Annotated in this window: 11 protein-coding genes and 2 pseudogenes; 4 read left to right on the plus strand and 9 right to left on the minus strand. The window is 66.4% G+C overall.

The annotated features are described in order from the left end of the window. A pseudogene (locus tag I53_RS35905) lies at window positions 1-353 on the plus strand (MFS transporter); the annotation flags it as partial. A gap of 62 nt (window positions 354-415) precedes the next feature. Here the strand turns inward: I53_RS35905 and I53_RS35910 are convergent. The 4 genes and pseudogenes from I53_RS35910 to I53_RS13720 form a co-directional block, all read right to left on the minus strand. Then, window positions 416-1,225, minus strand: a pseudogene (locus I53_RS35910) (Kiwa anti-phage protein KwaB-like domain-containing protein); the annotation flags it as partial. Further along, the gene (locus I53_RS13710; protein WP_043351597.1) at window positions 1,222-1,830 is read right to left on the minus strand and encodes a hypothetical protein; all 609 of its coding nucleotides are present in this window, start codon (window positions 1,828-1,830) and stop codon (window positions 1,222-1,224) included. The pseudogene I53_RS35910 and the gene I53_RS13710, both read right to left, overlap by 4 nt. 275 nt (window positions 1,831-2,105) lie before the next feature. Next, window positions 2,106-3,560, minus strand: coding sequence for a hypothetical protein (locus tag I53_RS13715; RefSeq protein WP_043351599.1), 1,455 nt, complete (start codon window positions 3,558-3,560; stop codon window positions 2,106-2,108). Continuing rightward, entirely contained in the window at window positions 3,557-4,888 is a 1,332-nt protein-coding gene (locus I53_RS13720) for a DUF4365 domain-containing protein (RefSeq protein WP_051044811.1), read from the minus strand. The genes I53_RS13715 and I53_RS13720 overlap by 4 nt, the downstream gene beginning before the upstream one ends. Before the next feature lie 261 nt (window positions 4,889-5,149). Between I53_RS13720 and I53_RS13725 the strand changes: the two genes are divergently transcribed. Further along, window positions 5,150-5,821 (plus strand): hypothetical protein, encoded by a 672-nt coding sequence (locus tag I53_RS13725; RefSeq protein WP_043351600.1) that lies wholly within the window; start codon window positions 5,150-5,152, stop codon window positions 5,819-5,821. A gap of 193 nt (window positions 5,822-6,014) precedes the next feature. Here I53_RS13725 and I53_RS13730 read toward each other — a convergent pair whose 3' ends face one another. From I53_RS13730 to I53_RS13740, 3 genes are all read right to left on the minus strand, one after another. Continuing rightward, window positions 6,015-6,800 carry a hypothetical protein gene (locus tag I53_RS13730; protein WP_043351602.1) on the minus strand — a complete coding sequence of 262 codons (786 nt, stop codon included), beginning with the start codon at window positions 6,798-6,800 and terminating at the stop codon, window positions 6,015-6,017. 260 nt (window positions 6,801-7,060) lie between these two features. Further along, window positions 7,061-7,366 (minus strand): hypothetical protein, encoded by a 306-nt coding sequence (locus tag I53_RS13735; protein ID WP_043351603.1) that lies wholly within the window; start codon window positions 7,364-7,366, stop codon window positions 7,061-7,063. 95 nt (window positions 7,367-7,461) lie between these two features. Beyond that, the gene (locus I53_RS13740) at window positions 7,462-7,722 is read right to left on the minus strand and encodes a helix-turn-helix transcriptional regulator (RefSeq protein WP_043351616.1); all 261 of its coding nucleotides are present in this window, start codon (window positions 7,720-7,722) and stop codon (window positions 7,462-7,464) included. Between the two features lie 235 nt (window positions 7,723-7,957). Between I53_RS13740 and I53_RS13745 the strand changes: the two genes are divergently transcribed. Further along, entirely contained in the window at window positions 7,958-8,383 is a 426-nt protein-coding gene (locus tag I53_RS13745; protein WP_148291143.1) for a hypothetical protein, read from the plus strand. A 56-nt stretch (window positions 8,384-8,439) separates the two neighbouring features. Here the strand turns inward: I53_RS13745 and I53_RS31295 are convergent. Next, a protein-coding gene (locus I53_RS31295; protein WP_085987661.1) for an IS630 family transposase occupies window positions 8,440-9,401 on the minus strand; the annotation gives its coding sequence in 2 pieces (ribosomal slippage) (window positions 8,440-9,062 and window positions 9,062-9,401; 963 coding nt in all). Window positions 9,402-9,640: 239 nt separating this feature from the next. On the opposite strand from I53_RS31295, the gene I53_RS13760 reads away from it, so the two are divergent. Next, window positions 9,641-10,663 carry a hypothetical protein gene (locus I53_RS13760; RefSeq protein WP_043351611.1) on the plus strand — a complete coding sequence of 341 codons (1,023 nt, stop codon included), beginning with the start codon at window positions 9,641-9,643 and terminating at the stop codon, window positions 10,661-10,663. Window positions 10,664-10,898: 235 nt separating this feature from the next. Here I53_RS13760 and senB read toward each other — a convergent pair. Beyond that, window positions 10,899-11,682: selenoneine biosynthesis selenosugar synthase SenB (gene senB / locus I53_RS13765; protein ID WP_043351612.1), on the minus strand; the 784-nt coding region annotated here is incomplete at its 5' end.

Raw genomic sequence — 11,682 nt, forward strand, 5'->3', positions numbered from 1 at the left:
TCATCCGCAGTCATCTGCCGGAGACGGCCGGCGCCGAGGAGGATCCGGACGCGGCCGCCTCGACCCTGGCGGTGGTCGGCCGGTTGCTGCGGGAGCATGGCCGGCTGCTGGGCCTGACCTTCCTGGTCATCGCCGCCTCCACCGTGTCGAACGCGGTCGGCACCAACATGCCGGTCTTCGCCGGCGCGACGCTCGGCTTGAGCGAGACGGCCGCCACGGCGGTGCCGATCGCGCTCGGGCTCGCCTCCGTGATCTTCCCGCTGCTCGGCGGCTGGCTCGCCGACCGGGTCGGCCGGCGGCCGGTGATGATCTGGCCGCGTGCGCTGATCCTGATCCTGGCGGTTCCGGCCTTCGCTGATTCAAGCCGGTGATTCAGCAACGCCTGGAAGATGTCGCGACAGCTCTCGGCGGTGGGCACGATCCGCCCCTGATCGTCGAAGGTGATGTTGAGGCTCATGTTCTTGCACTCTGCCTGGAGGCGAGCCATGAACGTCACGTCCTTGTAGTGACCCTTCGTCTGGATCGCGATGGCCCGGCGAAGCTGGATCTTGTTGGATCCGACGAACTCGTCGAGCGGGCCGAGATCCGAGAAGAGCGCGAGGAACTTGTCCTCCTGCTTCAGGGTCGTGAATGCCTGCTCGTGCCCCGCCTTGTAGACCAGCACCGACTCGAAATTCGGCTTGCTCTTGATGAAAATGCGCTCGCCGAACACGAAGAAATCGAAGATCGGGCGGATCGTGAAGACGGGCGCCTCCTCGATGTCCAGCTCATTGTCGGAAAAGACCGCGCGGATGACACCGGCCGTCTTCCGCGTCGACCAGCTCGTGTCGGTCTTGCTCACGGCGAGCATGGCCTTGTCGTCATGGACGAACTTGATGACGCAGAACCTGCTGTTGCCCAGGTCCTTGGCGTTGCGGGCCTTCCGTCCAGGTGTCTCGTTCACCACCTCGGCGGCGATGAGGTGCACGTAGGTCTCGTCGGTCTGGATCGTGAGGGCGCTGCCCTCGTTGTTCTGCTCCAGCACGTCGTACTCGATGACCTCGGTGATCGCGCCCAGCGCGCCGCCGACCGCTTCCTTGAGCCTGCCCGCCAGCTCCTCGGTGATCCCGACCCAACGGCCGTTGAACCTCGGCTTGCCGTCCTTGCCGGACGAGGTCCTGAACACCCACACCGTCACGTCCGCCCCGGCCAGATCGAAAGCCTTCAGGTCCGGAAGCGTGGTCATCGACTGGCATCCCCCTCTTCGCCCCGAACGACCATAACGTCCTGCAGGTGCCCCTGAAGATAGGTACGGTCAGGCTCGATATCGACCTTCGACAGCATCCGACCGACGAAAATCCCGCTTCCCGCAGGATAGGCGTACTTCACCTCGAACAGCTTCCAGCCGAACGCCGCGAGGACGGGATTGAGCACGATCTGGCCGGACCTGTACGTGATCCAGAAGATCCAGAGTAGGAAGACCGCGAACCCGATGAGCTTTGTGCCTTGTTCGAAGTCCAGGCTGATGAACGAGACGACGTACGGGATCACGTAATTGATCAAGTCCGCGGGTATGTGCTTGCTCTCCGTCACCTTCACGCGTTGCGGGGTACGCACGATACGAAGCGCGACGAAGGTGACGGCCATGCCCACGAGGCAGATAGCGAATGCGGCGAGGGACCACGACGGGTTCTTGAGCGGGCTGGTGCAGGAGAGGGTGACCATCGACCCGACCGGGCAGAGACCCCGCTTCACAGCCTCCAGGTCGAGGTCCTGCGCGAGCAGGATCAGGCTCAGGGGCAAGTAGGAGCCCAGATAGATGGCCGCCGCGATAAGGGTCCTGGGCTGCATGGCTACGGGGTTCCGATCACATACGCCTGCCGGAAGCCTTCTCGAAAGCCCATGCCGTTGAAGCGCCACGGGATCATGATGGCGGGACCGTGTCGAGGGCAGCCGGCCGGGCCGGCTTCTTGCGTGAACCCAGAAGCGGACGTCCGGGCGCTCGACCGACACGACCCTTGGCAGGTTCGTTCCTGTTATGTTCCTATGTGGGAATACCGTACCCACAAAACGAGGGGATGCGCAGCTCGCACGGGCGGCCGCCTCGGCCGCCCCGGACCAGTCCATCAGATGAAGTAACGGTAGTCGCCGGGCACCTCCAGTCCCTGCGGGACGTGCTTGAGGATGCGCCCGACCTGGCGGGCGGCCTTGAGCGTGATCGGCGTCGAGCCGTCGAACTGGGTCGAGTTCCAGTTCATCTTGGTCAGGGCCAGGGTCTCGGCGGCGAGCTCGTGGTTGGTCGAGTCCTGCTGGTATGGCCGCAGCAGGAGGGGCTTCGGAACGCGCTGGCCGGGGTAGGTCTTGAAGAACGGCACGCTCCCGCGCGTGTAGAGCATTGTCTCCCGCCCGAACTCCAGCACGCTTCCGCGGAGCGGCGGGTAGTCGCCCTCGCGCATGAGCATGAGCGGCGACCCTTCCTGGATCCAGACGAAGTCCCGGGCATCGACCTGGGCCTCCTCCAGAGCTGCCTCGAACCCGGCAACCTCGCCAGGGTTGAAGCGCGACGTCTTGTAGAGGACGAGCCGGGCCGGGTAGTGCCGGTGGTGCATCCGGTAGGCGTCGAGCGCGCGGCGCAGCAGGTCGTAGGCGTCTTCCCTGGTTAGGTACGGGTGGCGTTCGTTGCGCTCGGTGCGGGCCCGCCCGCCCTTGAGGATGAGGCCGCGCCCGCGCTCATCGAACATCTGGGCGGAGCTCGTCAGAAGGTTCTGGCCGGTCTCGTCGCGGTAGAAGCTGATGCCGCAGTAGCTGGTCTTGAGGCCGCCCTCGGGGGTGTGCAGCCGCCAGGGGACACGGCCGGCCTTGTAGAAGAGGGCGTTGAACAGGTTCCACGCCCTGGTCGCCGGGTCCTGCGTGCGCCGCGGCCTGCCATTGAGCTTGCGGCTGATCTTCAGGCTGTCGTCCCAGGTGGTGGGCCACACGATCTGGCTCGGGCACCGGTGGTGCAGCGTGCGCGCTTTCAGGAGGTCGCGGAAGTCCAGTGGCTGGCCGGCGGGCACGTGATCCGGCAACGGCTCGTCCTCGGCGTCGGCCGTGACGCTGTCGTTGACGACACGCTCGATCAGCTCGGTGGGCAAGGCGAACATCACCACGTCCGGGCGCGCGGAGCTCTCGTGGACCGCGAGGGCGTGGTTCGCGAACAGGTCGACCGCGGCACGCACCGCGGCGTCGTTGTCCTTCTCCCGGAGGATGCGCTCGATGTCGCGGCGCGGAAGCACTGCGGTGCCCCCGGTCTCGACCTCGAACGAGCACCGGAACGGGTTCGCGTTGCCCAGGCCCGGGAAGGGCGGACGCAGGTTCGCGAGCCGCCCCTGCGGCGCCGGAATGCCGGTGCGGCAGCGTTCCACGAACCGCTCGAAGCCCTCGACCGTGTCCTTGGTGCCGATCACCGCCAGTCGGACCTTGTCCCCCGTACCGGGCTGCAGCGGACCGTGCTCCATCAGGCCGAGGCGTGGGTCGATGGCCCGCCCGCCGTTCCCGAATTCCAGCAAGGGCTCGTCGAGGACGTCGAGGGGGAAGTTCATAGGGTGAGCTCCTCCTGCCCCGAACTCTTCGATTCCGGGTCGCGCGTCCGCCATTGCCGCTCGGGTACGGCGCGAGGGGATCTCAGGGCTTCGACCGGAACGAACCGGATCGCGCCAGGGCCAGGACCTGCGGCGTCGAAGAGGTCGTCGCGGGGCTTGGCGTCGGGCGCGCAGAGGAAGTGGCGCCACATCACGAACTGCCCGATGATGGCCGAGTTCTTCTCCAGCTGCTTCTTTTTGGCGAGGCGGTCGGCCCCGAAGCGGTCCGGTTTCGTGCCGTCGCGCGTGAAGACGTAGGTCGGCGTGACTGAAAGGTACCAACTGTCCCCCATCCGCCAGAACCGCGGGACGAAGGCGTGGTGGCGGACGAAGTGGATCCGCGTCTCGTCCTTCCTGTCCTTGTAGACGCTGACCACGTCCGCGGACGTGCCCTGCTTGAGGCTACGGTACGAGTAGGTGACGGCAACACCCTCCGGGGCGGACGGGAAGTAGTAGGCGCCCTGGTCCTTTTCGTACCAGAGGCTGCCGTCGAGTTGCGTGCGGAGCGCCCGACCCAGGAGCTCGATGAAGCGATGCTCGTCGACCTCGTCGTCGGGGAAGGCGACGGTCTCGATGGGCTCCTCCTCGACCGTGTCCGCGTCGACGATGTGCCTCAGCGCGGAGGCACGCGGGTCACGGAAGGTGACCAGGGTGTTGTTCCGCAGCACCCACTCGTCGGGCGGGCCAGGGTCATGCCGGAGCAGTTCCGCCCGGGCTTCCCGGCCGCCGCGGAACGGGGACGCGGCGGTGAAGACGGTGGTGGGTAGCTCGATCCGGATCAGGTTGAGGTGCACCGGCTCGCCGCCGCGGAGGGGCGGCATCCAGACACCGAACCTGTCGGTGTCGACGGCCAGAGCCGCGAGCGCATCCGCCGCCGACCGGTCGAAGGCGTCCGCCTGCTTGTTGATGGTGAGACGGCGCCCGTCGGGCGGGCCGGCGTCCCGCACGCTCTTCCAGTAGAAGCTCTCGTCGTCGAGCCGGACCAGCACGACGATGACCGGAAGCGACCAGCCCCGCCAATAGGCGACGTCCTCCGGCTCGCACAGGTACTCCAGGCTGGAGGCGGTTTCGCGCGTGTAGGCGCCGCCCTGGGTCGTCTTCACCTGGACGGCGATGCACCTTCCCGTGGCGGCCTTCGTGACCGGGTCCCGGATCTCGATGGTGCCGTCGATGCCGGCCTCCATGCTGTCCGAAGGGTTGAAGGCGAAGCCCATCGCGTGGATGCGCGCCTTGACCAGGGCCTCGCCTTGACGGCCGGTGACCTGATTGTCGCTGTACGTCTTCGCCAACCGCGGCCTCCTCCGAACACCAAGGTCCGTGCGGTTCCGCCCGGAGCATGTGCCCAGGCCATCGAGTCATGCCGGGCGGGCCCGTTTTGTTCCTCAAGCTTGCGTCGTCGGGCACGTCCGGGTGTGCCGGCGGCCAGGCTTTCGCCGGGCGGGTGATCCTGTCTGGCAGCGGCGCAGGTCGCGAGCGGCCGCCCCAGCCTCCGTGCAAGGTCAAAATCGCGCCCGCCGCCGGGCGTTGGTCCGGGCCCGGTGATTGGCCGGATGGCCGCCGTGCCGGTGGCCGTGGGACCACGGGGGGGACGGATTGAGGAAGGTCTACATCATCGACTCAGCTACCCGGAGGATCACTTCCGCGACACCGCCGACGGGCTCATCACGCAGCAGATCCTGAAGGCCCTCGGCATCAGGGCCAACCTGCGCCTCGCCCTCGACCGCCGACACTTCGAGAAGGCCGTTGCGCGGGCCACGAAGGCCCGGTGTGACGTGCTGCACGTCTCCACGCACGGATACGACGAGGGGATCGCGTTGTGCAACGACGTCAGGGGCGGCACATTGCCGGAGGGTTACGAGTGGGATGAGTTCGTCGACCTGTTCCAGGGCCCCCATGACGCGCCGAAGGCCCTCGTGATGTCCGCGTGCAACGGCGCGGCGAAAGGATTGGCCACCGCCTTCTCGAAGGTCCCCAAGCGCCCGGGGATCATTTTCGGCTCGACGGACGAGCGCCCGCCTGCCGATTATGTGGCCGCCTGGACGCTGCTCTACAGGCGGTTCAGGCGCTCGGGGATCACCCGGCCCGCCGCCCAGCGGGCCTTGGGCGACATCTGCGCGGTCGTGCGCGGCACGCTTCGATACCTGCGCTGGGACGACGACCGCGAGCGTTACCTTCGGTTCCCGGGGACCGGAGCGCAGTTCGACGTGATGGAACGGGAATGAGCCTCAGCTCGGAGTGCACCCCCGCACCAACTATCATGCTTGAACTCAGGTAGGCTGACCGCCTGCACGCTTACGTATGCATCGGTTCGGGAGGCTCACGGTTTCGCTGGCTTGCCTACGATGGATGACCGCTATGGTCTCAGGCATCCGCGGAACGCGAAGATGCGCTTTAGCGGCACAATAAGAAACCTGATCACTCGCCCGCTCGGTCTCGCGCCTGAGCAGGCGAAATCCCGGCCGCGCCCATAGTGATCTCGAATGCCAGTCCAGGGCTCGGGGTCAATTTGAAACCCAATTGGCTGAGCGCCGATCCACAAGCCGCAGCGCCGGCTTGAGCCGCCTTCGTTGCCGTTTCTAGGCTTTCCCGGTGCTGGGCAGTCAGCCGGCCTTCGAGTTTCGCCTGTTGAAGGATGACGTCTGTCTGATGCTTCAGGATGTCCCCGTAATGTGCGCGGCATACAGGGGCGTCGAACTCCTTCATGACCTGAACCGCTCCGAGCGTGGCCAACGCGATGCCTCCAATGAACAGGGGCATGTAGGCTACGAAACGGAACTTGGTTGGGTTCTGGCGGAACGCACCGACAAACTCGATCCTGAAGTCGAGATCGCTCCGCCAGCCGTGAAGGAAATTGTTTCCCAGGGCGGCGGAAAGTAGATCGAGCCGCCTGACGCTCTCCTGCATAAATTCAGGAGACAGCATGAGAAAGTCGTCTTCGGAGTACGCTCTCAGGAAATTGAGATACTCCTGGGCTACCGCTGTAGCGCGCGGCGATCCGAGGGGGCCGTCTCCGTCATGCCAGCGTAAGAAGGCCGCTGTCGACACGATGTAGGAGCGGACGGTTGCCAGGCTGTGCAGGGCGTACACGGAGCTGCCCAAACTGGGCGCAGCCCCGCCCTGATCAAGTGAGAGCTCGATGCCAAGCCGACCGTCCTCGGGCACTCGGAACGCACGTTCCAAGCCGTCGTCCAATCCAGCCATGACTGCTCTCCCCCGGATCCGACGGATCTAGAGCCTTGCAGCGCACGCAGCAAACAGTTTGCCGAGGAGCGATTAGGGCTGGTCCCCCTCGACGGCCGAGCTTAGGGCCGAGCCGATGGGCTTGGCGCACCGGCGCGTCGCTTCCGCCGAAGCTGACCGACAGCGCTTCGCGTGGCCAAGGCAGGCAAACCAGATCAAGAAAGGTAGAGGGACAGGCTACCATCTACCTCCGACCGATAGGGTAGCGAGCGCGCCGCGCCTCACGCAGCGTCCTCAGCATTTACGTCTTGCCGGTAGTCGGGAGAAAGAGGGATGACGCAATACATTCCGTCGGCCGTGCGAAACAGGCCATACTTCTCGCCCTCGATGCGTTGGTCGAGTTTATGGCCAAGAGCCTTCGTATTTAATTTCTGAAATGCCAGCGAGGCGAAGTCTCTCGTGCGCTGGGGTATTTCGAGAAGCAACTCGTCTAGACTCATGGGGCGACCGACGAGAAGGATGCGCCCGGCAAAGTCGTCGACGATCCTGTCCCATAAGGCCGCCCCGGTCTTCCTTGCAAAATTCATAGTAGAGGCTTCGGCCGATCTAACCGTTTCGGGGACGGCCGGAGCTGGGAGTGGCTTAGCCTCGCGAATCCTAGCCCCTCAGAGACGGCGCGAAATCAGGCCTTCTTCCGACCAGGGCGGAGGGGGGCAGGCACCTCATCATCCGCTTGAGGAATGGCGAAGAGTTCCGCCACATCACAACCCAGCGCCCTCGCCAAGCGCTCCAGCACCTCGACCGTCGGGTTGAAGCTGCCGCGCTCGATCCCGCTCACGTAAGTGCGGTCCACGCCCGCATCGACGGCCAGAGCCTCCTGGCTGATGCCCCGCGCCACCCGCAGCCGCCGCAGGTGCCACGCCACGCGCGCACGTCCATCCATGGCCACGACTGCGCCAGCTTGGCAGCAAATAAACCATAGATTATATTCGATATAATTGCAGGGCAGGCGCTTTCGCGGCTGAGTTCAGGATGTCCGTCCATTCCGACGAAGGCCGTGAGCCGTGGTCGCTTGACGATTAAGACCCTGATGCAGCTGGCCAGGCCGAATGCCGTCTTCGACTAAACTTCCTCGTCCGCACGCGAATGAGAAGCCGACAGCAGCAGACGAGGTAATCATGGTGGCGGATCAGAGTTGGCGGGGCATGCTCAAGGGTCTCCACGCCGATGGCTGGCGGGGCTACGCCTTCGTCGCCTTCCTCATCGCCTGCATCGGCATCTTCCTCCTGGTCCCACGCCAGAACGCTCGCGATGCGCTCCTTGCCATCACCCCGGGTCAGATGCCGGCCTGCGACAGCCCGCCCACGCGCCACATGCTCGCCCAAGCCGTCAGCGGCTCACCCGCCGCGCGCACCCAAGGCCTCGTGCTGCAGAAAGTCGGCAGTCTGCGCGACGCCTTCCCGGGTGTCGCCGAGTACGGCGGCCGGCGGACCTGCCTGGGTGAGGTCTACACCAACGCCGGGCATGTGGCTGTCACCGCCATCCTGACCTGGACGACGCCCGAGCGCGACGAGGTCCACCTGAACGTCCTCTGGCCAATCTGAGCACCGATCGCGTCCTCGGTGCGACCGCCTACGGCACGCGCTAGAGCGGGTCCCGATCAGCTTGAAGCATAAGCATCATCCTCGTAGCCGGCCGCGGTGAAGTAGTTGCGGCACTCCTCGGGCGAGAAGCGCGTGAAGGCTTTGTGGATCGTCTCCCAGAGATCGCTGACCGTGCGGGCCGCCGCGCTGCGCAGGAGCGCTTTGAGCTTCGCGAAGGCCAGTTCAATCGGGTTGAACTCAGGCGAGTACGGTGGGAGGTACAGGAGCCGGGCCCCGGCTGCCTCGATCGCCTCGCGCACGCCCGCCACCTTGTGAGCGCCGAGGTTGTCCAGGACGAGCGTGTCGCCCGGCCTTAAGGTCGGGACCAGTGTCTCTGCCACGTAGGCGCGGAAGCGCTCGCCCGTCACAGGCCCGTCCAGCAGCGCAACCGCCTCGGGCCCGCTCGTCCTCAGCCCGGCGATGACCGTGGTGGTTTTCCAATGCCCGGCCGGCGCCGCAATCCGGCAGCGTGCGCCGCGTGGTGCCCAGCCGTAGCGGCGGACCATGCTGGTGGTCGCTGCCGTCTCGTCCAGGAACACGAGGCGCTCCGGATCGAGCTCGGGCTGGGCCTCAAACCACGCCTCACGCGCCGCTCTTACGTCGTCTCGCTCCTGCTCAGCTGCGTGCAGCGCCCTTTTTTGCGCGTGATCCGGTGCCGGGCGAAGAAGCGCGACAGAGAGCTGGTGGTGACCGCGACCCCGTGCGCCTGCTGAGCCTCGCGCAGCTCGCGCAGGAGGATCTGCGGGCGAGCCTCATAGGTCTGCCGGATGAGGTCGGCATGAGCCTCGATGTGGCGGGAGCGCTGGTCGCCGCCCAGCGGCTTGGGCGCGACGTGGCCCACGCGCCGCTTCTGCTGCGACCAGCGGCTGGCGCTGGCCCGGCTCACCCCGAAGCGCTCGGCGGCCTGCCGGCAGGTCGCCCCGGCTGAGACAGCGGATGCCACGCGCTGGCGAAGATCGACGGATAAGGTTGTCGGCATGGGCTCCTCCTTGCCCCATCAACCCCTAGCCGCCCAGCACAGCTTCCGATCGGACGAGCTCCGCTCTAGGCGGCGCCGCGTGTCCCGTGATCGCTACTCCCCGTCCGGTCGGACCGGCGCATTGACTGGAAGTTCGTGTTCTGACGCGGTCTCGGGACGTATCCTCTCATTCGTGGCGAGATCTTGATGCCGGAGGGCTCCGACCCGGTTGGCTCAGGGCCGATCTCAGGAGCTTCAGCATGGATTGGTTCGAGCGGATCACCGGCTTCCCGGAAGGATCCTACGCCCAGACGCAGGCAGCGCTGTCCGTGGTCGACGGCCGCCTGCACCGCCGTGGAGCGGGGTACAGCTACGGTGTCGGGATGCTGAGCCTCCCCTCGCTGGCCGAGCTACGGTTCAAGGCGTCGGTTGCGCGACCGTCCGGTCCATCGCGGCTCTCGATCGTGCAGGGCGATGTCCGCGCCCTGCACCGCGCCATCGAGAACCGCGGAGCGCTTTTCCAAGTGGCTTCCCAGTTCAATCTGCTGGAGATGGTCGGGCCCGATGTTGAACCCGAGGACGGCGTCAGTCGCTACGCGCACGACCTCACGCAGGGGCCGGCCTGCGCGATGGCGGCGGGCGCGGCCACGATCTACCGCAACTACCTCGTGCCGGTGGACGGTGTGATCGGCCAAAGCGCCGACCGGCAGCTCGACGGGCTCGCCGACCTCGGCCGTGCGCTGGCGACGCGCCTCGGGACGCACGTCTTTAATCTCTGGTCGATGCGCAACGGCTACGCCCTGTGCACGCGCGACGGATTGAGCGAGATCCACCAGCATCTGCAGGGTGCGGATGCGGCCACCCTGGATGCCCTACGTGGCCTCCTGCGGGTCGGGCTGCACGTCGACATCGAGGTTACGGATGGTCCGGCACCCGGTCCGCAGGTCTCACAAATCTTCTGCTCCGCCCTGCCGATCGCTTACGGCAAGCACCCGGCTGCAGCCTGGGCGCCGTTCGCGCGGCTGGTGCTGGAGGCGGCCTACGAAGCGACGCTGCTGGCTGGTGTCCTGAATGCGGCGCGGGGAGGCTCGAACCGGGTGCTGCTGACGCGGCTGGGCGGGGGCGCCTTCGGCAACGCCGATAACTGGATCGACGGTGCGCTGCTGCGGGCGGTTCGGCTGGTGAAGGAGCGAGACCTCGACGTCGTGATCGTTAGCTACGGGCCGCCCTCGCCGGCTTTGCGCAACTTCTTCCACGCTTCCGGCTTCAGTACCCTTCCATAAGCCACGCCGTCGTCCGCGCCGCACAGATAGAGGTCCAGATGAGGTGAGCCGTTATCAGCTCGCTGCCCGAAAGCCGACATTCGGCTTTGCGCCCACACCCGACATGCAATGCCCCTGACGGAGATCTCGGAAGCGGTCATTGGCGCCTGAACAGAGGTTCGACGGCGACGAGGCGCACGCAAACTTGCGCCGAATTGCAGCCTTGGTCCAATCGCAATCACGTCGGGCGCGTCGCTCAGAGACGCGAGACAATTCGATGAAGCGCTTCGCGCTCCCTGGCCGGCGTGAAGAGCGTTGCCCGCTCCGCACCGAACGCGTGTAGGTGTTCCAGAAAACGAGGCTCTTCTTCGGCCCGACGGAGCAGCGCAGCCAGGGCCGCATCGTCCCCGACCGGGAAATAGCCCGGATGCTCCGGGCCCAAGAGGCCCCGCGTCCCGGGGATGTCGGTGGCGAGGATCGGCAAGCCGGCGACGACCGCTTCCGACACCACGTTCGCGCCACCCTCCTGCTGAGAGCTGAGGACCATGACCCGGGCCCGCGTCAGCCAGCGCCGGACCAGGGAGCCGGGCTGGTCCCCGAGCCACCGGTAACGCGGGTTGTGCGCCATCTCTTCCCGAGCCCGATCGGCCCAGATCTGATCCCGCGCGCCGCCGAGGTGCACGATCCGGATCCGGGATTGAGCTGGCAGGCGTCGGGCCGCACGGGCCGCGCAGAGCGGATCCTTGACGGAGCGCAGATGCGCGACGACGAGAATCTCGAAAGCATCGTCCGAGATCGGCCAGCGATGCGCCCGCGCCGTCGCAGACTGGTAGACCACCGCGACTTTGCCGCGGTGACGCGCCGGAAGGGCGGCGGGCACACCATCGTGCAGGCCGATCAGGCAGTCCGCCAGATCGAGCGAGCGCAGGGTCGGCTCGGGGTCGGCCGCCAGGTAGTGATAGAGATCCGTGCCGGTCAGGGCGACGATGAGCGGCCTATCCGGATACCGCGTCTGAAGCGCGCAATCGACGCCGCGCGCG

Origin of the sequence: Methylobacterium sp. B1, from assembly GCF_000333255.1 — a bacterium.
Taxonomy (GTDB): domain Bacteria; phylum Pseudomonadota; class Alphaproteobacteria; order Rhizobiales; family Beijerinckiaceae; genus Methylobacterium; species Methylobacterium fujisawaense.

What these genes read in the sequence shown, in the direction of transcription:
- I53_RS13730 (WP_043351602.1), bottom strand. Translation starts at nt 6,800, where the DNA reads ATGGCTGGATTGGACGACGGCTTGGAACGTGCGTTCCGAGTGCCCGAG.
- I53_RS13760 (WP_043351611.1), top strand. Translation starts at nt 9,641, where the DNA reads ATGGATTGGTTCGAGCGGATCACCGGCTTCCCGGAAGGATCCTACGCC.
- I53_RS13745 (WP_148291143.1), top strand. Translation starts at nt 7,958, where the DNA reads ATGGTGGCGGATCAGAGTTGGCGGGGCATGCTCAAGGGTCTCCACGCC.
- I53_RS13735 (WP_043351603.1), bottom strand. Translation starts at nt 7,366, where the DNA reads ATGAATTTTGCAAGGAAGACCGGGGCGGCCTTATGGGACAGGATCGTC.
- I53_RS13725 (WP_043351600.1), top strand. Translation starts at nt 5,150, where the DNA reads ATGGCCGCCGTGCCGGTGGCCGTGGGACCACGGGGGGGACGGATTGAG.
- I53_RS13740 (WP_043351616.1), bottom strand. Translation starts at nt 7,722, where the DNA reads ATGGATGGACGTGCGCGCGTGGCGTGGCACCTGCGGCGGCTGCGGGTG.
- I53_RS13715 (WP_043351599.1), bottom strand. Translation starts at nt 3,560, where the DNA reads ATGAACTTCCCCCTCGACGTCCTCGACGAGCCCTTGCTGGAATTCGGG.
- I53_RS13710 (WP_043351597.1), bottom strand. Translation starts at nt 1,830, where the DNA reads ATGCAGCCCAGGACCCTTATCGCGGCGGCCATCTATCTGGGCTCCTAC.